Raw genomic sequence first — 19649 nt, forward strand, 5'->3', positions numbered from 1 at the left:
CCAAAGGAGAATTCCCATGCTCGGCTGGGCAGTCACATTCCTCGTCATCGCGATCATCGCCGGCGTCCTCGGCTTTGGCGGCATCGCGGGCACCTCGGCCGGGATCGCGCAGATCCTGTTCTTCATCTTCCTGGTGCTGTTCGTCATCTCGCTGTTCCGCGGCGCGCTCCGCCGTTGAGCCACCCCCCCGAGGGCGACGGTCCTTCCCTGCCGTCACGCCTCGATCTGGGGCTGCAGCTTCGGTTGCAGCCCCTTTTTCATGCGCGATCCATTCGGCCACGCTTCTGTCGTCAGCGATTGTTTCGCGTGGGGTCAGGCGGCGACCGGCTGCGTCGGGCGCTGCGGCTGGATCTGCAACAGCAGCCGGATCCGGTCCTGCGCCATCCGCCCGTCCAGCCGTTGCAGGAAGGCCCGCAGCGACCCCAGCGCCGGGCCCTCCTGGACCGTCAGCACAACCTCCGCCCCCGGCTTGCGGCGCAGGGATGGCAGGAAGGTCAGGATCGCGCACATCAGCGAGAACATCGCCTCGCCGTCCTGCGCGTTTCCGGCCAGCACCAGCCGATCCAGCCCGCCCAGATCGCGGATCACCCCATGCAGATGCCGCAGCGAGGCGCTTTGCCGGAAGTCGGTCCAGATCATCTGCGCGCCGGGCAAGGAAAGCTCGGCCAGCGTCATCCGCACCAGAGAGCTTCCGGCCACGATCACCACCGCCCCGTCAGCGCGGCGCAACTGCTCCAGCGGCAGATCCAGCGCCGCCTCGTTCAGCAGGGTCACCGTTGCTTGGCTCATGGCTCGTCCTCCCGTCCGGGCAAGGGGCAACCCCAGGGACGGCCTCCGGTTCCCCGAGGGCCGCCGGTTCCGCACCGGGAACCGGGATGCGCCAGGGCCGTTGTCGGGCGAACAGGGCAGTGCATGGGGATCAGGATGCCAGACGAACCGGCCGCGACGACCGACCTCACGCTTCCCTTTCCCCGCGATCCCTCACCCGGCGCAACCTCGGTCGCCTCACTGCGGACGCTTGCCACCATCACCGTGGTCTGCGCCATCCTTTACGTCGCCAAGGACCTGTTCCTGCCCCTGGCGCTTGGCATGCTGATCGCCTTCATCCTGACCCCCGTGGTCAACGCCCTGCGCCACCACGGCCTGCGCGACACCGTGGCGGTGGTGCTCACGGTGCTTTCCGCCGCCACATTGGTCGGGGCCTTCGTCCTGATCCTCGCCTTCCAGATCAGCCAGATCGGCTCCAACCTGCCGCAATATCAGGGCAACGTCCTGACCAAGATCGACTCGCTGCTCGACGCCGGCAAGGACAGCCGCATCATCTCGCACCTTCAGGGCCTGGTCGGGCGGATCTCAGACCGCCTCGCCGCCGAAAGCGCCGCCACCGGAGACGCCGCGATGAAGGTCGAGGTGGTCGAGCACACCGGCCTGAAGGACTGGCTGACCGGGGTCATCCTGCCCGCCATGACCCCGGTGGGGATCTTCGGGCTGATCTTCGTCGTCGCCATCTTCGCCCTTCTCGAACGCGGCGCGCTGCGCGACCGGCTGGTGCAGCTGATCGGAGGAACCAACATCCTCGCCACCTCGCGCCTGCTGGCCGAGGCGGGGGCGCGCGTCTCGACCTATCTCTTCGCGCAGCTGGTGGTGAACGTGATCTATGCCGTGCCGATCTGGTTCGGCCTCTGGCTGATCGGCGTGCCCAATGCGCTGTTCTTCGGACTCGTGACGCTGGTGATGCGGTTCGTGCCCTATATCGGCTCGGCGATCTCGGCGATTCTGCCGCTTCTCATGGCCTTCGCCGTCTCGCCCGACTGGTCGCTGGTGCTCTGGACCGGGGCGCTGTTCCTGGTCGTGGAATTCACCACCTCCAACCTCATCGAGCCGTGGTTCTACGGCCAGCGCACCGGGCTCTCGCCGCTGGCCGTCATCGTCTCGGCAATGTTCTGGACCTGGCTCTGGGGTCCGGTCGGCCTGATCATGGCGACGCCGCTGACCGTCTGCCTCGTCGTCGTCGGACACCATGTCCCCAGCCTGCGCCTGTTCCCGATCATGCTGGGCGACCAGCCCGTGCTGGCCGAATCCGCGCGCCTCTACGACCGTCTTCTTGCCGGCCATTCCTTCGCCTTCACCGAGGCCGCGACCGCCTCGACCGCGCAGAACTACCTGGCCGACTACTACGACCGCAGCGCCATCCCGGCGCTGGCGCTGGCCCAGGCCGACCATGAGGCGGGCCTTCTCTCCGACTACCAGACCAACCGCATCGCCCATTCCGCCTGGAGCCTGACCGAGGACCTGGAAGCCGTGGTCGAGGACGAGCTTGCCTCGGCCACCAAGACCCCCGCCGAAGGGGCCGAGGCCGCGCCGCTGGTGTCGAATGGCGTGCTTGACGGGCTGGGCAGGCGCATCGCGGTCATGGGCGCGCGCACCGGGCTGGACGATGCGGCGGCGCAGATGCTCTCGCAAGCCCTGCGCGCCGAAGGGGCCGAGTCGCGCGCGGTGCCGCATCGCTCGCTGATGCCGCGCGCGCTCGGGGACCTCGATCCCCAGACGCTGGTCCTCGTCTCGCTGGACGCCAGCCTGCCGCGTTCGGTGGATTTCCAGCTCCGTCAGCTCCGCCGCCGCCTGCCCGGCATCCGCATCGGCCTGGCGCTCTGGCCGCCCGAGGACGGCCCCCTGCCAGAGCCCGCCAGCGCCGATTTCGTGGCCCGGGGCATGGAAGCCGTGCTTTCGGCCGCCTTCGACCTGCCCTCGCCCACGGAAACGGCCGGACAGTCCCCTGCCCGGCCCGCCTGAAAAAGTCGGGGCGGAACCGAAGTTCCGCCCCTTCCATGGCGATCAGAGGTCGGCCTGCCCTCTCGTCCCCAGATCGGGAGAGCGTCCTTCCACTGCGCCACGAACGATATTCGCAATTCCCCGCAACAGCCCGTGTCCGTCCCAGACATCGGCATGGTCCGGGTCGATCGCCAGCGCGACCACGTCATGCGCCTCGGGCCCCTCGGGCCAGAAGACCTTGGCCCCCGGCGACCACAATTCCCGAACCAGATTCTTGTCGGACTCCACCTTGGCCTGCCCATGCAGGGCAACATGGTCGCCCCGCCCCTGAAACGACAGGAAGACCGAGCCATTCTCCCGGACATCCCTGGCCGCGTCCGAAGTGCTTTCGGTCAGCACATAGACCAGCCCCCGCTCGGGTTTCGGGATCGTGGACATCGGCCGGCCGCGCATCCCCTGGTCGGAGCGGGTGACCAGCATCGCGACATCGATCCTGTCGATCATCTCCCAGACCCGCTCCGGCTTGATCGCCTCGGGCTTCTGGTCGGTCTGCTTGTCACCGTCTTCGGTCATTGGCGCGGGGGTCCGGATTGCAAACCGGCGGCCGATGGCCGCCACTCCCCGCAAGAACTTCCGGATCCCGGATCGGTTCCCGCCAAGTTCAAAAATTTTCATCCGGCAGAAAGCAGACGGCCCGGGGGTGCCCGGGCCGTTCTCTTCTTAGTGCACCACGGCCTGGGCCGGGCGCTCGCGTCGGCTTTCGACCACGCGATCGCCGATGATCAGGCCTTCCGGCCCGGCCGTGACGCGGATCACGCTGCCGTCCAGGATTTCCCCGGCCAGCAGCATCTCGGCCAGCGGGTCCTGCAACTGGCGCTGGATCACCCGCTTCAGCGGCCGCGCGCCAAAGACCGGATCATAGCCCTCGTCCGCCAGCCAGGCCTTGGCCGTCGCGTCCAGGTCCAGCGTGATCTTGCGCTGCTCCAGCCGCTGCTCCAGCCGGTGCAGCTGGATCTCGACGATACCGCCCATATCCGCCCGGTTCAGCCGGTCGAAGATGATCTGCTCGTCCAGCCGGTTCAGGAATTCCGGCCGGAAATGCGCCCGGACCGCCTCCATCACCTCGGCCTTCGCATGGGCCGCGTCCATGCCTTCCGGCAATTCGCTCAGCGCCCGCGCCCCGAGGTTCGAGGTCAGGATGATCAGCGTCTGCTTGAAGTCCACCGTCCGGCCCTGGCCATCGGTCAGCCGACCGTCGTCCAGCACCTGCAACAGCACGTTGAACACGTCCGGATGCGCCTTCTCGACCTCGTCGAACAGCACCACCTGATACGGGCGGCGGCGGACAGCCTCGGTCAGCACCCCGCCCTCGTCATAGCCGACATAGCCGGGGGGTGCCCCGATCAGGCGGCTGACCGAGTGTTTCTCCATGAACTCCGACATGTCGATACGGACCATCGCGCCGTCATCGTCGAACAGATACTCGGCCAGCGCCTTGGTCAGCTCGGTCTTGCCGACGCCGGTCGGGCCGAGGAACAGGAAGGACCCCAGCGGCCGGTTCTCGTCCGACAGTCCCGCGCGCGACCGCCGGACAGCCCGCGACACGGCCTCCACCGCGGCGCGTTGCCCGACGACACGCTTGCCCAGCTCCTCTTCCATCTTGAGAAGCTTCTCCTTCTCGCCTTCCAGCATCTTGGTCGTGGGAATGCCGGTCCAGCGTTCCACCACCTCGGCGATCTGCTCGGGCCGCACGGCCTCGGCGACCAGCGCCTGGCCTTCCTTGGCTTCCGCCTCGGCCAGGTCCTTCTCCAGCGCCGGGATGCGGCCGTATTGCAGTTCGCCCGCCTTGGCGAAGTTGCCCTCGCGCTTGGCGCCCTCCAGCTCGGCCCTTGCGGCGTCCAGCTGCTCCTTCAACGTCCGCGCCGCCTCCAGCGAGGCGCGCTCGTTCTGCCACTTCGCCGTCAGTTCGGACGACTTTTCTTGCAGGTCGGCCAGCTCCTTCTCCAGCTTCTCCAGCCGGTCCTTCGACGCCGCGTCGTCTTCCTTCTTCAGCGCCTCGGCCTCGATCTGGAATTGCAGGATCTGCCGGTCCAGCGCGTCCAGTTCCTCGGGCTTGCTATCCACCTCCATCCGCAGACGGCTGGCCGCCTCGTCCACCAGGTCGATGGCCTTGTCCGGCAGGAAGCGGTCGGTGATATAGCGGTGCGACAGCGTCGCCGCCGCCACCAGCGCCGAGTCGGCGATCCGCACCCCGTGGTGGAGTTCATACTTCTCCTTGATCCCGCGCAGGATACTGATCGTATCCTCCACCGTCGGCTCCTCGACAAACACCGGCTGGAAGCGACGGGCCAAGGCCGCGTCCTTCTCCACATGCTTGCGGTATTCGTCCAGCGTGGTCGCACCGATGCAGTGCAACTCACCCCGCGCCAGCGCCGGCTTGATCAGGTTCGCCGCATCCATCGCGCCTTCGGATTTCCCCGCGCCGACCAGAGTATGCATCTCGTCGATGAACAGGATGATCTCGCCCGCCGCCGCCTCGATCTCCTTCAGGATCGCCTTCAGACGTTCCTCGAACTCGCCACGGTATTTCGCCCCGGCGATGAGCGCGCCCATGTCCAGCGCCATCAGCTTCTTGTTCTTCAGGCTCTCCGGCACGTCGCCGTTGACGATGCGCAGGGCCAGCCCCTCGGCGATGGCGGTCTTGCCGACGCCGGGTTCCCCGATCAGCACCGGGTTGTTCTTCGTGCGCCGCGACAGCACCTGCATCGCACGGCGAATCTCCTCGTCCCGGCCGATGATCGGGTCGATCTTGCCGTCCCGCGCCGCCTCGGTCAGGTCGCGGGCGTATTTCTTCAGCGCCTCCATCGTGTCTTCCGACGACGCAGAGTCAGCCGTCCGCCCCTTGCGCACCTCGTTGATCGCCGTGTTCAGCCCCTGCGCCGTCACCGCCCCCGCCGTCAGCGCATCCTTGGCGCGCGTGTTCACCAGCGCCAGCGCGGTCAGCAGCCGTTCGACCGGCACGAAGGAATCCCCGGCCTTCTTGGCCACGGTCTCCGCCTCGTCCAGCACCCGCACCAGTTGCGGGTCGACATAGGTCTGCGCATCGCCGCCGGTGACTTTGGGCAGCTTGGCGATGGCGGCGTTCACCGCCTCGTTCACCCGCTCGGGGCTGCCGCCCGCCTTGCGGATCAGGTTCGCGGCCAGGCCCTGATCGTCATCCATCAACGCCTTCAGCAGATGGTCGGGCAGCACGCGCTGGTGGCTTTCCCGCATCGCGATGGTCTGGGCGGCCTGAAGGAAGCCGCGCGACCGCTCCGTGAATTTCTCCAAATTCATCGGCAATCTCCTCTGGTTAAGCGCCCCCCTCGCGCCGCCCGGACTTCCGGCACGGTGCATGGGGCCTTGCCGCTGACTTGGGCGCGCCCTTCAGGCTTTGCAATCCCCGTCCCCCGGAAAATCCGCCTCGGCGACAACCTGCCCGGCCTTCCGGATCGGCCTTTCCCCGCCGATCGCCACCCGCCCCTTGCGCGGGCCCCGGCCCATCCCAAAGGCGCATGGCCGCAATGCCTTGCCTTCCACCCCGGCCGCCGTCCATCTGGACATTCCGAACCCGGAAGGCCCCGCGATGTCCGATGCAAAGCTCCCCCTGATCCACAAGGCCCCGGTCGAGGGCCTGACCGTCCATGTCGCGCGCACCGGCATCTCGATCGGCGACGCCGCCTGGCTCGACCGGCTGAGCGATGGCCGGATCGGGGTCTATGCCCGCGTCCGCCAGCCCTTCCTCGGCCTGATCCCGCGCCTGCGTCCCGCGCTCCTCGGCCATCTCGGCCCCCTGGCCGAAGAGATCGTCGCCCCCTCCCTCGCCCATGGCGATCCGCTCAGGGTCCGCATCATCGACCTGATGCCCGAGCATCTGTCGAACGGCTTCCCGCCCGAGGTCTATATCTCGGTCTGGGGCGATCCGCGCCACCTGCAGCCGATCCTGCAGGCCGTCCTCCCCGAGCCGGACCCCGAGCCCGCTCCGCGTGGCCCGGTCCCGACGCCGCGCCTCGCCTAGATCTCATAGCGCACATAGGCGAAGGCGCTGGCATCCGGCGCCCAGCAGGGCACGTTGAGCGTTCCCTGGGCGCCCGTGATCTCGCGCAGCCGCCGCCGGTTGCCGCCCTCGGGGTCGCACAGGACCAGCGCCACCGGCACGTCGGCGGGATGACTCTCGGTCCCCGGCGGATAGGCAAGATACAGCAGATGCTCTCCGTCGGGCGAGGAATGCGGGAACCAGTTCACGCAATCGTCCCGGAACAGCTGGCGCTGCCCCAGTCCATCCGCGGCCATCACCCAGATCTGCGCCCGCCCCGTCCGGTCGCAGTTGTAATAGATCCGGCGGCCGTCCGCGCTGAACTCCGGCCCGTCGCACTGCCCCTCGCCAAGGGTCAACCGCCGCTCCTCGCCGCCAGTCTCCAGCGTGTAGACGTCGATCACCCGCCTGCCGCCCCGCGCCGCGACATAGGCAAGAACACCTCCATCCGGCGAGATCCCGTGCCACCAGCTCGGCGCCTCGGGCGAGATCTTCGCCGGCTCGCCCCCCGTCGCCGGCATCCGGTAGATCTGCGCCCCCCGCCCCTCGTGATGCGAGCCGAGGAAGATCGTCCCCCCATCCGGGCTGAAGCCATGGTCGTTGTTGCACCGGACGGCCTTGCCCGTTTCCAGCGCAAGCAGCTCGGGCGCGGCCAGCGGCACCCGGAACAGCCGCCCGCCCCCGTTCACCAGCAGCCAGTCCCCCGAAGGCGCCCAGTTCGGCGCCTCGATCCGGCCCTCGACAACCAGCACCTCGCGGACCTCGCCCGTCGCCAGATCGAAGGTCTCGATCACGCTCCGCACCAGCTGCCTCCAATGCCCGCAAGCGTTCAGCCCGCCGCTTCCATCACCCGCTTCAGGCCCCGCACCAGTGCCGCGCTGGTCCGCCGCTCCACCCTTGGCCCGAACCCCATCGCGACAACCTTGCCGCCCGCCGCGAAATCCTCGGCGCAAGAGCCATGCAGTTCCCGAACCCCCTGCGCCAGCAGCCCCGGCGCGGTCTCGGCGGTCACCCCCGCCCCCGCCATCACCGCGATCCGCCCTGCCGCCTGCGCCACCAGCGCCCCGATGCGGGCAGCCCCCGCACCCGCCGTCGCCGCCCCGCCCGAGGTCAGCACGCGCCGAAACCCCAGCGCCACCGCCTGTCCCAGCGCCTCGCCCTGATCCGGCACAAGGTCGAAGCATCGGTGCAAGGTCAGGTCCAGGGGCTCCGGAACTTTCGAAAATTCCGGGTCGGAGCCGTCAAAGGCTCCGGTCCGATTTCTTGCAGGACCTCGATCCCCGCCCGCCGCCCGCGCCGCCGCGACCAGCCGCCGCAGCACCGGCAGGTCCAGCCGCCCGTCCGGCAGGCTCGCCCCCAGCACCACCCCCGCCAGCCCGGCCTCGCCCGCCGTCGCGATCTCCGCCTCCATCGCCCGCACCTCCGCCCCGGACCAGACGAAATCCCCCGCCCTCGGCCGGATCATCGCCAGGACCGGCACCCCGCACTGCGCCGCTTCCCGCATCATCCCGACCGAGGGGGTGAGGCCCCCCAGGGCCAGCGCCGCGCACAGCTCGATCCGGTCCGCCCCGCCCTCGACCGCCGCCTCCAGACCCGCCAGCGTATCGACGCAGACCTCCAGCCTCAGCCCCATTCCGCCTGCCCCGCCATCGCCGCGCCCAGCAGCCCCGCATCCGCCCCGCATTCCGCCGGCACCACCAGCGGCGCAACCGTCCGCCGCAGGATCCGCGCCCGCACCGCCTCGTCCAGCCAGGCCACCAGCCCCGGCGCGCGGCTCAGGCCCCCGCCCACCGGCACCACATCCGCGCCGACCAGGTTCACCGCCAGCGCCAGCGGTCCCGAGACCAGATCGCGCCACAGCTCCAGCGTCGCACCCTCGCCCGCCTGCCAGCGCGCCACGATGTCCTCCGCGCCCAGCGCCTGGCCCGTCCGCGCCTGGTGCAGCCGCTCCAGCCCGCGCGCCCCGCCGATGGTGTCCACGCAACCGACCTGCCCGCAGCCGCAGGCAAGGGCGTAGTCGCCCCGGATCACCGGCCCGTGCCCCCATTCCCCGGCATAGCCGCCCGCCCCGGTCACCAGCCGCCCGCCGATCACCAGACCGCCGCCGACACCCGTGCCCAGGATCACGCCCAGCACCGTGCCATGCCCCCGGCCCGCGCCCCGCGCCGCCTCGGCCAGGGCAAAGCAATCCGCGTCGTTCAGCACCTTGACCGGCAAGCCCACCGCCGCCTGCAACTCCGGCCCCAGCCGCAGCCCGTCGATCGCCGGGATATTCGCCACCGTCCCCTCGCCCGTCGCCGGATCCACCACCCCCGCGATGGAGATGGCGATGCCCCTCTCGCGCCCGGTCACGAACCCCGCAATCGCCGCAGTGAACCCCGCCTTGTCGCCCGCGGGCGTCGGCACCTCCCCCACCGGCCGCAACGCGCCGTCCCAGACCGCGGCCTTGATCCGGCTGCCGCCGATGTCGAACACAAGGATCATCCCGCCCCCCTTTTGCGCCAGTCTTGACAGCCCGACCCCGCCCCGTCAAACCGCCCAAAACCCCGGAGATCGCCATGCCCGCAGATGACCGCCTGATCGTCGCCCTCGACGTGCCGAACGTGGTGCAGGGCCTCGACCTCGTGTCGCGGATCGGCGAGGCGGCCGGCTTCTACAAGATCGGCCTCGGCATGCTGACCGGCGGTGGCCTCGCCCTTGCGAACGAGTTGAAGCACGAACAGGGCAAGCGCGTCTTCCTGGACATGAAGCTCTTCGACATCGGCGCCACCATCGAGGCCGCGGTCCGGGGCCTCGCGCAATACGACCTCGACTTCCTCACCGTCCACGGCGACCCGCAGGTGGTCAGCGCCGCCGCCACCGGCAAGGGCGGCACCGGCCTCAAGATCCTCGCCGTCACCATCCTCACCTCGCTCGACCGCGCCGATCTTGACGCGAACCTGATCAGGCCCGGCGACATCCACGAGATCACCCTGGAACGCGCCGCCCGCGCGCTTGCCGCCGGGGCCGACGGCGTGATCGCCAGCCCGCAGGAAGCCGCGCTGATCCGCGCCCTGCCCGAGGCGCGGGGCAAACTCATCGTCACCCCCGGCGTCCGTCCCGCCGGTGCCGCCTCCGGCGACCAGAAGCGCATCGCCACTCCGCATCAGGCCATCTCCGACGGGGCCGACCACATCGTCGTCGGCCGCCCGATCTGGCAGGCGCAAGACCCCGCCGCCGTCGCCCGCGCCGTGGTGGCCGAGCTTCCCACGCAAGCCTAAGATTTTTCGTCGAAAAATCTTAGGCTCCCACAACGCCAAATTCCAAATTAAAAGAATCGGGTTTACAAAGCCAAGTATTTTTGTCAGCTATACGGCGATCCCAGCCGAAGGTCTCTCCATGCGCCTGCTCTCCGCCCTGCTTCTGACGACCCTGGCCAGCCCGACCCTCGCCGCCACGCCGGAGGACGTTACGCGCCACTATGCAGACCTCGCCCTCGCCGGCTATCAGGACAGCCTGACCACCGCCCAGGCCCTGCAACTCTCCGTCGCCGCCCTGATCGCCACCCCCTCCGACGCCACGCTTGCAGCCGCCCGCGACGCCTGGCTCGCCGCCCGCGTTCCCTACCAGCAGACCGAGGCCTTCCGTTTCGGCAACCCGATCGTCGACGACTGGGAAGGCCGGGTGAACGCCTGGCCGCTGGACGAGGGGCTGATCGACTACACCGCCGCCGGCTACGGCAACGAGGAAAACCAACTCGCCACCCTGAACGTCGTCGCCACGCCGAAATTCACCCTCTCGGGCAACGAGATCGACGCCTCGACCATCACCCCGGCGCTGATCGCAGAGACCCTGCACGAGGCCGACGGGATCGAGGCCAACGTGGCGTCCGGCTACCACGCCATCGAATTCCTGCTCTGGGGCCAAGACCTGAACGGCACCAACCCCGGTGCGGGCAACCGCCCCGCCACCGACTTCGCCACCGGGGACGCCTGCACCAATGGCAACTGCGACCGCCGCGCCGCCTATCTGCGGGCCGCGACCGACCTTCTGGTCGCCGACCTGACCGAGATGGTTGACAACTGGGACGAGGACGGCCCGGCCCGCGCCGCCGTGACCGTCGACCCGCAGAAGGGCATCCTCGCCGCCCTTACCGGCATGGGCAGCCTCTCCTATGGCGAACTCGCGGGAGAGCGGACCAAGCTGGGCCTGATGCTGAACGACCCCGAGGAGGAGCATGACTGCTTCTCGGACAACACCCACAACAGCCACTTCTACGACGGTCTCGGCATCCGCAACGTCTATCTCGGCAGCTACACCCGGACCGATGGATCGGTGCTGCAAGGCCCGTCGCTGGCCGATCTGGTGGCCGCGGCCGACCCCGGCGTGGACACGCAGCTGAAGGCCGAACTCGACGCCTCCGTCGCCGCCCTGCAAGCCCTGAAGGATGCGGGCGACTCGGGCCGCACCTTCGACACGCTCATCGCCCCCGGCAATGCCGAAGGCGAGGCGCTGATCATGGCCGCCGTCAACGCGCTTGTCACCCAGACTGCCTCGATCGACCGCGCCGTCACCGCGCTCGGTCTCTCCAAGGTCGATTTCGAAGGCTCGGACAGCCTGGACAGCCCGGAGGCCGTCTTCCAATGATGATCTGCCACTGCCAGTCGATCACCGACCACGAGATCCGCGCCGCGGTGGACTGGATGCGCGCCGCCGACGCCGATACCGTCATCACCCCCGGCAGGATCTACCGCGCCCTCGGCAAGCGCGCCGATTGCGGCGGCTGCCTGCCGCTGTTCCTCGACACGATGCGCCAGTCGGAAAGCCTGCCCGTGGGCGCGCCGGTCCCGATCCTTCGCCGCCCTGCCATCGCCGCGCGCTGAGAGGGAACCGAAGCCGCGCCGCTACCGTTAGCCCGCGATCACCAGGCAAGGGAGGACCGGCCATGAAAGGCGACGCGAAAGTCATCGAGTACCTCAACGCGGGCCTGCGGTCCGAGTTGACGGCGGTCAGCCAGTACTGGCTGCACTACCGCCTGCAAGAGGACTGGGGCTTCGGCCATCTCGCCGACAAGTCCCGCGCCGAATCGATCGAGGAGATGCACCACGCCGACCGCTTCATCGCCCGGATCATCTTTCTCGAAGGCCATCCCAACCTGCAGAAGCTCGACCCGCTGCGCGTCGGCCAGACCGTCCGCGAGACGCTGGAGGCCGACCTCGCCGCCGAACACGACGCCCGCAACCTCTATATCGAGGCGCGGCAGCACTGCGATCAGGTCGGCGACTATGTCTCGCGCGCGCTGTTCGACGACCTCTTGGCGGATGAAGAGGGCCATATCGACTATCTCGAGACCCAGCTCGACCTTTTCGACAAGCTCGGCGCCGAACGCTACGGCCTGCTGAACGCCAAACCCGCCAGCAAGGCCGACTAGCGCCCCGCCCTCACCCCTTGGGGCGCGTCTCTCCAGGGCATATGCCCCGCGTAGGGTGCGCTACAGCGCACCTCGGCAGCGCACCCCGGAGGAGCGTCGTTCGCCCGGGCACAGACAGCATCGACGAACGGCCGTCGAGCGGTTTCAGCACAGGACCTCGATCAGGCGGGGACCGCGCTGGCCCATCGCCTCGGCGAAGGCGGCGTTGAAGCCGGCCATGTCCTCCACCCGCACCGCCTGCACCCCGTGACCCTGCGCCAGCGCCACCCAGTCCAGCCGGGGGCCCTCGACGTCGAACATCTGGCTGGCGTTGCGGCCGACCTCGTTCACCCCCATCGCCGCCAGTTCCTCGCGCAGGATCTGGTAGCCGCGGTTGGCGAAGACCACCGTGGTCACGTCCAGCCCCTCGCGCGCCATGGTCCACAGCGATTGCAGGGTGTACATCCCCGAGCCGTCGCCCTCCAGCACCACGACCTTGCGCTCCGGGCAGGCCACGGCGGCGCCCACGGCATTCGGCAGGCCAAAGCCGATCGACCCGCCGGTGATCGTCAGCACGTCATGCCCGCGCGCCTGCTTCAATGCCGGGGCAAGGTGGCCCGAGGCGGTGATCCCCTCGTCCACGATGATCGCCTTCTCGGGCAGCAGCGCGGCGAGGGACTGGCCCAGTTTTTCCAGCGTCAGCGGGCCATCGGGCAGGGGTGGCAGCGAGAGGGCGGTGAAATCCCCCGGCCCGAGGTCCGCCTCGCCGATCTCCTCGGCCAGGGCGCGCAGGGTCCAGTCGATGTCCATGTCGCGGCTGCACAGGTCGATCAGCCTTGTATCCGGGTCGTCGGGGGTCGAGGGGCGGCCGGGATAGGCGAAGAACCCGGCGGGCCGCGTGGTGCCGCACAGGACCAGCGCCGGGGCCCCGTGCAGCAGGGCAAGGTTGTCCTCGATCCGATAGGCCATCCGCTCGATCGCCACCGACCCCGCCCCCCGGCGGAAGCGGGCGGCGAAGAAGGGCTGCATCAGCCGCGCGCCCGCCGCCTTGGTCAGCCGTTTCGCCAGCAGGCCAAGGTCCGACCACAGCGCGGGACCGTCCAGCAGCAGGATCGCGCCGGGCTGGCGCAGGGCGCGGGCGGCGGCGGCCACCTCGTCCTGCAACGGGCGGCGCAGCGGCACCGGCGGCGGCGCCACCGCCTGCGCTTCGGCCGGGTCCCAGGCCATGTTGGCGGGCAGGATCAGCGTCGCGATCCGGCCATTCCCGCCGCGCGCCGCCTGGATCGCATCGGCCGCGTCCGTCGCCACTCGCCCCGGCTCGGAACAGACGCGGGTCCAGTGCGAAACCGCCTGGCTGATCCCGACCGTGTCGCCCTTGAGCGGCGCCTCGAACCGCAGGTGATGGTCCGCGTGATCCCCCATCACGTTCAGCACCCCGCTTTGCGCCTTGCGCGCATTGTGCAGGTTGGCGAAGGCATTGCCGAAGCCCGGTGCAAGGTGCAACAGCGTTGCCGCCACCTCTCCCGACATGCGGAAATAGCCGTCCGCCGCGCCAGAGACCCCGCCCTCGAACAGGCAGAGGATGCAGCGCAGGTCGGGATGGCGGTCCAGCGCGGCCACGAAATGCATCTCCGAGGTGCCGGGATTGGCGAAGCAGACCCGAACGCCACTGGCCAGCAGGGTCTTAACCAGGGTTTCCGCGCCGTTCATCCTCTGCCCCTCCGCTTCGTGATCGCCACTCCCTCCTTGGCAGTCCGCGTCCCTTGGCGCAACCCCGGCCCGCCTTGCGGCCCGATCACTCAATCTCCCCCTGCCCGCCATATTTTTGCCGTTCTGGAAACGCTTCCTTGGGGCAGGTGAATGGTAGGGCCGCGCAATGGGACCAAAGGTTATCCAGCTCGACACGGAACGGCGCGAGGCGACGGCCCCGGCCCCGCGCCGCGTGACTCTGATCGTGCCCGTCTACAACGAGGAGGCCAGCATCGCGCTGTTCCTCGACAGGCTCTCCCCGGTGATCGAGGAGGCAGGCACCCTTGTCCGCATCGACATCCTCTTCGTCAACGACGGCAGCCGCGACCGGACCGAGCGGCTGATCCTGGCCGAGGCGGAAAGGCGGCCCGGCATCTCGCTTCTGAACCTGTCGCGCAACTTCGGGAAAGAGGCGGCGCTGACCGCGGGCCTGCACCATGCCACCGGCGATGCGATGATTCCGCTGGACGTCGACCTGCAGGACCCGCCCGAGGTCATCCTGCTGATGATCCGGCGCTGGCTGGACGGGGCGAAGATCGTCAACGCCCGGCGCAACCGGCGCGACGGGGACAGCTGGCTGAAATCCCGCTCGGCCGGGGCCTTCTACCGCCTGTTCAACGCCATGGCCGAACGCCCGATCCCGCGCGACGTCGGCGACTTCCGCCTCATGGACCGCGAGGTGGTGCAGGCGATCCGCCAGCTCGGCGAACGCTCGCGCTGCAACAAGGCGCTGTTCTCCTGGGTCGGCTTCGAGACCGAGGAAGTCCTGTACGACCGCCCCGCCCGCGCCGCGGGCGAGACGCAATGGTCCTACTGGAAGCTCGCCAAACTGGCGCTCGATGCCATCTTCTCCTCGACCACGGTGCCGCTGCGAATCTGGACCTGGGTCGGCATGCTGATGGCGCTGGTCTCGCTGGTCTACTCGCTGGTCGTCTTCATCCGCACGCTGGCCTTCGGGATCGACGTGCCCGGCTATGCCTCGACCGCGATCCTGATCCTGGTCTTTGGCGGCATGAACATGTTCGCGCTGGGCATCATCGGCGAATACGTCGGCCGCATCTACACCGAGGTCCGCCAGCGCCCGCTTTACGTCGTGCGCTCGCACCACGTTTCCGATATGGCGGAGGGATGAGATGGACAGTGCCGTCTACGACCGAATGAACGATCTCGAGGCGCATCACTGGTGGTTCGTCGCGCGCCGCAATATCATTGCTGCGCTGGTCGGCCGTGCCCTGAGCAAGCGGCCCGCCCGCATCCTCGAAGCTGGTTGTGGAAGCGGCGGCAACCTGCAGATGCTGCGCAGCTTCGGCGAGGTCGACGCATTCGAATACCACGGCCCCGCGCGCGAGGCCGCCGCGCGCAAGACCGGCATGACCATCCCCTTCGGCGCCTTGCCCGATGCGCTACCCTTCGACGATGTCTACGATCTGATCGGCCTGTTCGACGTGCTGGAGCATATCGAAGACGACATGGGTTCGCTGGTTGCGCTGCGCGAGCGCCTGGCATCGGGCGGCAAGATCCTGGTGACCGTCCCGGCCTTGCCCGCGCTCTGGTCCGGCCACGACGTCCGCCACCACCACTTCCGTCGCTACACCCGGACCAGCTTGACGGAGGTGGCGCGAAAGGCCGGGCTGAAAGTGACCTACGCAAGCTATTTCAACTTCTTCCTTTTCCCGCTGGCCGTGGCCGCGCGCGCGCTGAAACGCATGGCGGGAAGCGATGTGCCTGACGACCAAATGCCCGCCGGCTGGCTGAACGCCCTGCTGGCCCGCATCTTCGGGACCGAACGCCATCTTCTCGGTCGCGTTCGGTTGCCCATCGGACTGTCGCTTGTGGCGGTTATGGAAAGGGCCTGAGGCGTCATGCTGAACCAGGTGGCCCGCTTCGGCGGGGTGGGAGTGCTGGCGACGCTGGCACATGTCCTGACCGCGCTTGTGGCCGAGCGGATGCTGCAGATGTCTGGCCAGTCAGCGAATCTCGCCGGGTTCCTGACCGCCGTGCTGATTTCCTACTTTGGCCACGCGAATTTCACCTTCCACGCGGGGCCGGGCTCGTCGGAGCGTTTCCTGCGCTTTGCGACGGTTTCCGTTTCCGGGCTCGCCGCCAGCAGTCTGACCGTCGCCTTGATCACACAGGCCCTGGGCCTGCCCTTCGTCGTCGCCATGGCCGCCGTGGTTATCGTGGTTCCGACCGCCACCTACCTGGCAATGCGATTCTGGGTCTTCCGGCAGATCGCGCAGAACTCCACCGAGGCTTGGGCCGGTGTTCTGCTCTCGCTTGGCATGACGCTTGTCCTGGCTTTGCTCTTTGGCCACCATCCGCTGACCAACGACGTCGCCTGGTACCTGGTGGCCACGCGCGAATGGCTGAACGGTGCGCCGTTGTACGAGCACATCATGGAGGTGAATCCTCCGCTGAACTTCTACTACACCGTGCCGCCGATCCTTCTGGCCGATCATTTCGGCCTCAGCGACACGGCCGCCCAGTACCTTTTCATATGGGTGCTTCTGTTCCTGATCCTGTGCTGGTGCAGCGCGATCATCCGCACGGACCTTGGCTTTTCTCCGGTCCGGCAGGCGGCGTTGCTTGCAGGATTGGCCGTCGCGATGGCCGTTCCGGCCCTGGACAGCGTAGGGCAGCGCGAATTTTACCTGGTCTTGCTGATGACACCTTGGCTGTTGACGCAGGTTACAGACAAGCGCCTGCCGACCCGCCGCGAGGTCGGGACGGCGGCCGTCGCGGCCTTGGGCGTTTGCCTGAAGCCGCATTTCGTCCTGTTTCCGGCGGCGATCACCCTGCTACACATCCTCCGCCATCGGTCGCTGAGGCCGGTCTTCTCGGTCTCGAACCTGACCTTCCTGGCGATCGGTCTGGCTTATGTCGGCTATATCGCGCTGGTCCATCCCGCCTATCTGACCGACATCGTCCCGATTGCCCAACTCGTCTATGGCGGCTACCGGGCCGAGCCGAATGTTGTGTTCGGCCTTTACTTGCGGGAATTCCTTCTGATGGCGTTGCCGGTGGGCCTTGCCCTTCTCGACCGTCCGCGCAGTTTTGCGCCGCTTCCGTTTGCCGCTGCCGGTCTGGCGGGTTTCCTCTGCTATGCCCTGCAGGCCAAGGGCTTCCGCTACCACATGATCCCGTTCCTGTCCTTCGGCCTGATGGGCTGTGTCATGGTCCTTGTGCAGGCGCGGGCCGTCGGTTCTCTGGCCGTGGCCTGCGCTGTCGCCGTATTTGGGGTGAGTGCGGTTACAGCATCAGAGGGGTTTCACCGCAGCTATTCGGTCCAACAGGCAAAGCGAGTGAAGCAGGAGCTTGCCGATTACGACAGCGTTATGGCCTTGACGACCAATCTCGGCGCCGGTCCGCCGGTTGCGTTCGAAACCGGCTCCAGATGGGCAAGCCGCTACCCGACCAACTGGCTGATTCCCGGCGCGTTGAACGCTTTGGCCAAGACCGATTGCGCAACCGAGGCCGAGCTTTGCGCGCAGTTCCAGGGCATCGTCCACCGCAACAGGTCGGACAACATCGCCGACATGATCGCGGAGGAACCGGATCTGCTGATCGTCGACCGCTATTCAGGCTACTTCGACGTGGGCCGCTTCGACTGGCTCAATTTCATGGCGGAAGACCCGGCCTGGGCTCCCGTCTTCGCCGAGTATCGGAAGATCGGCGAGTCTCTGCGGTACGACTATTATCTGCGCCAGACCGAAAAAACCCCGCCGTGACATCACGGCGGGGTAAAGGTGTCCCCCAGGCGGTCCGGGGGACAGGCGTGTGCCGTAGGTTCAGTGCGGGCGGCTGCCGTCGGCCTCCATCTCGGCGCGGATCTGCTGGCGCAGAAGGTCGATGGGCACCATCTTGCCGTCGCGCTTGAAGTGCCAGTAGGTCCAGCCGTTGCACGAGGGCGCCCCCTCCAGCGCCGCGCCGACCTGGTGGATGCTGCCCTTGACGTCATTGCCGATCAGCGTGCCGTCGGCGCGGACCTTGGCCTTGAAGCGGTTGCCGATCGAGAACAGCTCCTCGCCCGGCCGCAGCATGCCGCGTTCGACCACCTGGCCGAAGGGCACCCGGGGTTCCGCGCGTTTCGAGCCGGTGACCTCCAGCGCCGAGGCGTCGAAGCGCCGCACGCGCTCGATCCGGTCGAGGGCGACCTTGCGATAGGCTTCCTCGCGCTCGATCCCGATGAAGTCGCGGCCCAGCATCTTGGCCACCGCCCCCGTCGTGCCGGTGCCGAAGAACGGGTCCAGCACCACGTCGCCCGGATTGGTCGTCGCCACGATCACCCGGTGCAGCAGCGCCTCGGGCTTCTGCGTCGGATGCGCCTTGTCGCCGTTCTCGTCCTTCAGCCGCTCATGCCCGGTGCACAGCGGAATCACCCAGTCCGAGCGCATCTGCACCCCTTCGTTCAGCGCCTTCAGCGCCTCGTAGTTGAAGGTGTATCTCGCCGCCTCGTCGCGGCTGGCCCAGATCAGCGTCTCATGCGCATTGGTCAGCCGCTTGCCCTTGAAGTTCGGCATCGGGTTCGACTTGCGCCAGACCACATCGTTCAGCAGCCAGAAGCCCTGGTTCTGCAACTCGGCCCCCAGGCGGAAGACGTTGTGATAGCTGCCGATCACCCAGATCGCCCCGTTCGGTTTAAGGACCCGCTTCGCCGCCGCCAGCCAGTCGCGGGTGAAGGAGTCGTAGGCCGCGAAGCTGGAGAACTGGTCCCAGTGGTCGTCCACCGCGTCGACCCTGGAGTTGTCGGGCCGGTGCAGGTCGCCCCGAAGCTGCAGGTTGTAGGGCGGGTCGGCGAAGATCAGGTCGACGGAACCCGCCGGGAGAGCGTTCATCGCCTCCACGCAGTCGCCCGCAAGGATCTGGTTCAGCGGAAGCCCGTCCGCCGGGGTCGTTCTGGTCGTCATGTCTCTGCCTCTGCGCCCGGCATCTGGTGTGCCGATGTTGTGCCAAAGCATGAGTCAGAGCCGATTCGGCGTCAAATTCTTTTTTGAATCAAGAGGTTACAGAAACATCTTGATACAAGATATTGTGGACGGGCCTGAACGAACGCCTATGCCAAGGGGTCACGCCAAGATCTAGAAGCGCGGCCAGATGATCGGGCGTGGGGTATCCGGCATTGGTTTCCCAGCCATAGCCGGGGTGCTGTTGCGCCAAATCCACCATGATCCGGTCGCGCGTCACCTTGGCCACGATCGAGGCCGCCGCGATCGACAGGCACAGCGCGTCGCCCTTGATGATCGCGGTCGCGGCGCAGGCCAGTCCGCGCGGAATCATGTTGCCGTCGATCAGCGCATGGTCCGCCGAAAGCGCCGCGACCGCCCGCTCCATCGCCAGGTGGCTGGCGCGCAGGATGTTCAGCCGGTCGATCTCCTCGACCGTGGCATGGGCGACGCTGACTTCGGCCAGTTCCATGATCTCGGCGAACAGGACCTCGCGCCGTGCCGCGGGCAGGACCTTGGAATCGTCCAGCCCCTTCGGGATCCGCGCCGGGTCCAGCCGCACCGCCGCAGCCGTCACCGGCCCGGCCAGCGGGCCGCGACCGGCCTCGTCCACGCCCACCACGCGGACGATGCCGCGAGCGAGGATGTCGGTCTCATGCAGGAAGCTGGGAGGGATGCGCGCCATGCGGCAGCACTAGCGCGGATGGGCGCGCGGAAAAAG

19 protein-coding genes are annotated in these 19649 nt (G+C 68.2%); 10 read left to right on the forward strand and 9 right to left on the reverse strand.

Annotation, left to right across the window (positions count from 1 at the left end; translation table 11 throughout):
• Nucleotides 1-16 precede the first annotated feature (16 nt).
• Complete coding sequence (locus ACE3UA_RS10665) at nucleotides 17-178, forward strand: DUF1328 domain-containing protein (protein WP_374644907.1); 162 nt, start codon at nucleotides 17-19, stop codon at nucleotides 176-178.
• Nucleotides 179-312: 134 nt separating this feature from the next.
• Here the strand turns inward: ACE3UA_RS10665 and ACE3UA_RS10670 are convergent, their stop codons facing one another.
• Complete coding sequence (locus tag ACE3UA_RS10670; protein ID WP_374644909.1) at nucleotides 313-789, reverse strand: hypothetical protein; 477 nt, start codon at nucleotides 787-789, stop codon at nucleotides 313-315.
• Nucleotides 790-924: 135 nt separating this feature from the next.
• Between ACE3UA_RS10670 and ACE3UA_RS10675 the strand changes: the two genes are divergently transcribed.
• Nucleotides 925-2793 carry an AI-2E family transporter gene (locus ACE3UA_RS10675; RefSeq protein WP_374644911.1) on the forward strand — a complete coding sequence of 623 codons (1869 nt, stop codon included), beginning with the start codon at nucleotides 925-927 and terminating at the stop codon, nucleotides 2791-2793.
• A 42-nt stretch (nucleotides 2794-2835) separates the two neighbouring features.
• Here the strand turns inward: ACE3UA_RS10675 and ACE3UA_RS10680 are convergent, their stop codons facing one another.
• Both ACE3UA_RS10680 and clpB read right to left on the reverse strand, forming a co-directional pair.
• Nucleotides 2836-3345 (reverse strand): pyridoxamine 5'-phosphate oxidase family protein, encoded by a 510-nt coding sequence (locus ACE3UA_RS10680; RefSeq protein WP_374644913.1) that lies wholly within the window; start codon nucleotides 3343-3345, stop codon nucleotides 2836-2838.
• Between the two features lie 147 nt (nucleotides 3346-3492).
• The gene (clpB, locus tag ACE3UA_RS10685; RefSeq protein WP_374644915.1) at nucleotides 3493-6108 is read right to left on the reverse strand and encodes an ATP-dependent chaperone ClpB; all 2616 of its coding nucleotides are present in this window, start codon (nucleotides 6106-6108) and stop codon (nucleotides 3493-3495) included.
• 289 nt (nucleotides 6109-6397) lie between these two features.
• Between clpB and ACE3UA_RS10690 the strand changes: the two genes are divergently transcribed.
• On the forward strand, nucleotides 6398-6829 hold the full coding sequence (locus ACE3UA_RS10690; protein WP_374644917.1) for a hypothetical protein: 432 nt from the start codon (nucleotides 6398-6400) through the stop codon (nucleotides 6827-6829).
• On the opposite strand, the gene ACE3UA_RS10695 is transcribed toward ACE3UA_RS10690, so the two are convergent.
• The 3 genes from ACE3UA_RS10695 to ACE3UA_RS10705 are packed head-to-tail and all read right to left on the reverse strand — an operon-like array spanning nucleotide 6826 to nucleotide 9331.
• The gene (locus ACE3UA_RS10695; RefSeq protein WP_374644919.1) at nucleotides 6826-7650 is read right to left on the reverse strand and encodes a TolB family protein; all 825 of its coding nucleotides are present in this window, start codon (nucleotides 7648-7650) and stop codon (nucleotides 6826-6828) included. The genes ACE3UA_RS10690 and ACE3UA_RS10695 overlap by 4 nt on opposite strands.
• A gap of 26 nt (nucleotides 7651-7676) precedes the next feature.
• Nucleotides 7677-8480 (reverse strand): copper homeostasis protein CutC, encoded by an 804-nt coding sequence (locus tag ACE3UA_RS10700; RefSeq protein WP_374644921.1) that lies wholly within the window; start codon nucleotides 8478-8480, stop codon nucleotides 7677-7679.
• Nucleotides 8471-9331, reverse strand: a complete 861-nt coding sequence (locus tag ACE3UA_RS10705) for an ROK family protein (RefSeq protein WP_374644923.1) — start codon at nucleotides 9329-9331, stop codon at nucleotides 8471-8473. The genes ACE3UA_RS10700 and ACE3UA_RS10705 overlap by 10 nt, the downstream gene beginning before the upstream one ends.
• Nucleotides 9332-9405: 74 nt before the next feature.
• Between ACE3UA_RS10705 and pyrF the strand changes: the two genes are divergently transcribed.
• From pyrF to bfr, 4 genes are all read left to right on the forward strand, one after another.
• Nucleotides 9406-10107 (forward strand): orotidine-5'-phosphate decarboxylase, encoded by a 702-nt coding sequence (pyrF, locus tag ACE3UA_RS10710; protein ID WP_374644925.1) that lies wholly within the window; start codon nucleotides 9406-9408, stop codon nucleotides 10105-10107.
• Nucleotides 10108-10225: 118 nt separating this feature from the next.
• Nucleotides 10226-11473 (forward strand): imelysin family protein, encoded by a 1248-nt coding sequence (locus ACE3UA_RS10715; RefSeq protein WP_374644927.1) that lies wholly within the window; start codon nucleotides 10226-10228, stop codon nucleotides 11471-11473.
• Complete coding sequence (locus ACE3UA_RS10720; protein WP_374644929.1) at nucleotides 11470-11709, forward strand: bacterioferritin-associated ferredoxin; 240 nt, start codon at nucleotides 11470-11472, stop codon at nucleotides 11707-11709. Before ACE3UA_RS10715 ends, ACE3UA_RS10720 begins: the two co-directional genes overlap by 4 nt.
• A gap of 62 nt (nucleotides 11710-11771) precedes the next feature.
• Nucleotides 11772-12257, forward strand: a complete 486-nt coding sequence (gene bfr / locus ACE3UA_RS10725; RefSeq protein ID WP_374644931.1) for a bacterioferritin — start codon at nucleotides 11772-11774, stop codon at nucleotides 12255-12257.
• A 144-nt stretch (nucleotides 12258-12401) separates the two neighbouring features.
• On the opposite strand, the gene ACE3UA_RS10730 is transcribed toward bfr, so the two are convergent.
• Nucleotides 12402-13946 (reverse strand): acetolactate synthase large subunit, encoded by a 1545-nt coding sequence (locus ACE3UA_RS10730; RefSeq protein WP_374644933.1) that lies wholly within the window; start codon nucleotides 13944-13946, stop codon nucleotides 12402-12404.
• Nucleotides 13947-14112: 166 nt separating this feature from the next.
• On the opposite strand from ACE3UA_RS10730, the gene ACE3UA_RS10735 reads away from it, so the two are divergent.
• From ACE3UA_RS10735 to ACE3UA_RS10745, 3 genes are read left to right on the forward strand one after another with little or no spacing between them, the layout of a single operon-like run.
• Complete coding sequence (locus tag ACE3UA_RS10735) at nucleotides 14113-15117, forward strand: glycosyltransferase family 2 protein (RefSeq protein ID WP_374644935.1); 1005 nt, start codon at nucleotides 14113-14115, stop codon at nucleotides 15115-15117.
• 1 nt (nucleotide 15118) lies between these two features.
• Nucleotides 15119-15841, forward strand: coding sequence for a class I SAM-dependent methyltransferase (locus ACE3UA_RS10740; protein WP_374644937.1), 723 nt, complete (start codon nucleotides 15119-15121; stop codon nucleotides 15839-15841).
• A 6-nt stretch (nucleotides 15842-15847) separates the two neighbouring features.
• Nucleotides 15848-17713 (forward strand): GtrA family protein, encoded by a 1866-nt coding sequence (locus ACE3UA_RS10745; RefSeq protein ID WP_374644939.1) that lies wholly within the window; start codon nucleotides 15848-15850, stop codon nucleotides 17711-17713.
• A 60-nt stretch (nucleotides 17714-17773) separates the two neighbouring features.
• Here the strand turns inward: ACE3UA_RS10745 and ACE3UA_RS10750 are convergent, their stop codons facing one another.
• Nucleotides 17774-18892, reverse strand: a complete 1119-nt coding sequence (locus tag ACE3UA_RS10750) for a site-specific DNA-methyltransferase (RefSeq protein WP_374644941.1) — start codon at nucleotides 18890-18892, stop codon at nucleotides 17774-17776.
• 88 nt (nucleotides 18893-18980) lie between these two features.
• The gene (locus ACE3UA_RS10755; RefSeq protein ID WP_374644943.1) at nucleotides 18981-19613 is read right to left on the reverse strand and encodes a ribonuclease HII; all 633 of its coding nucleotides are present in this window, start codon (nucleotides 19611-19613) and stop codon (nucleotides 18981-18983) included.
• Nucleotides 19614-19649: the final 36 nt, after the last annotated feature.

Source organism: Tabrizicola sp., from assembly GCF_041919135.1.
Taxonomy (GTDB): domain Bacteria; phylum Pseudomonadota; class Alphaproteobacteria; order Rhodobacterales; family Rhodobacteraceae; genus Tabrizicola.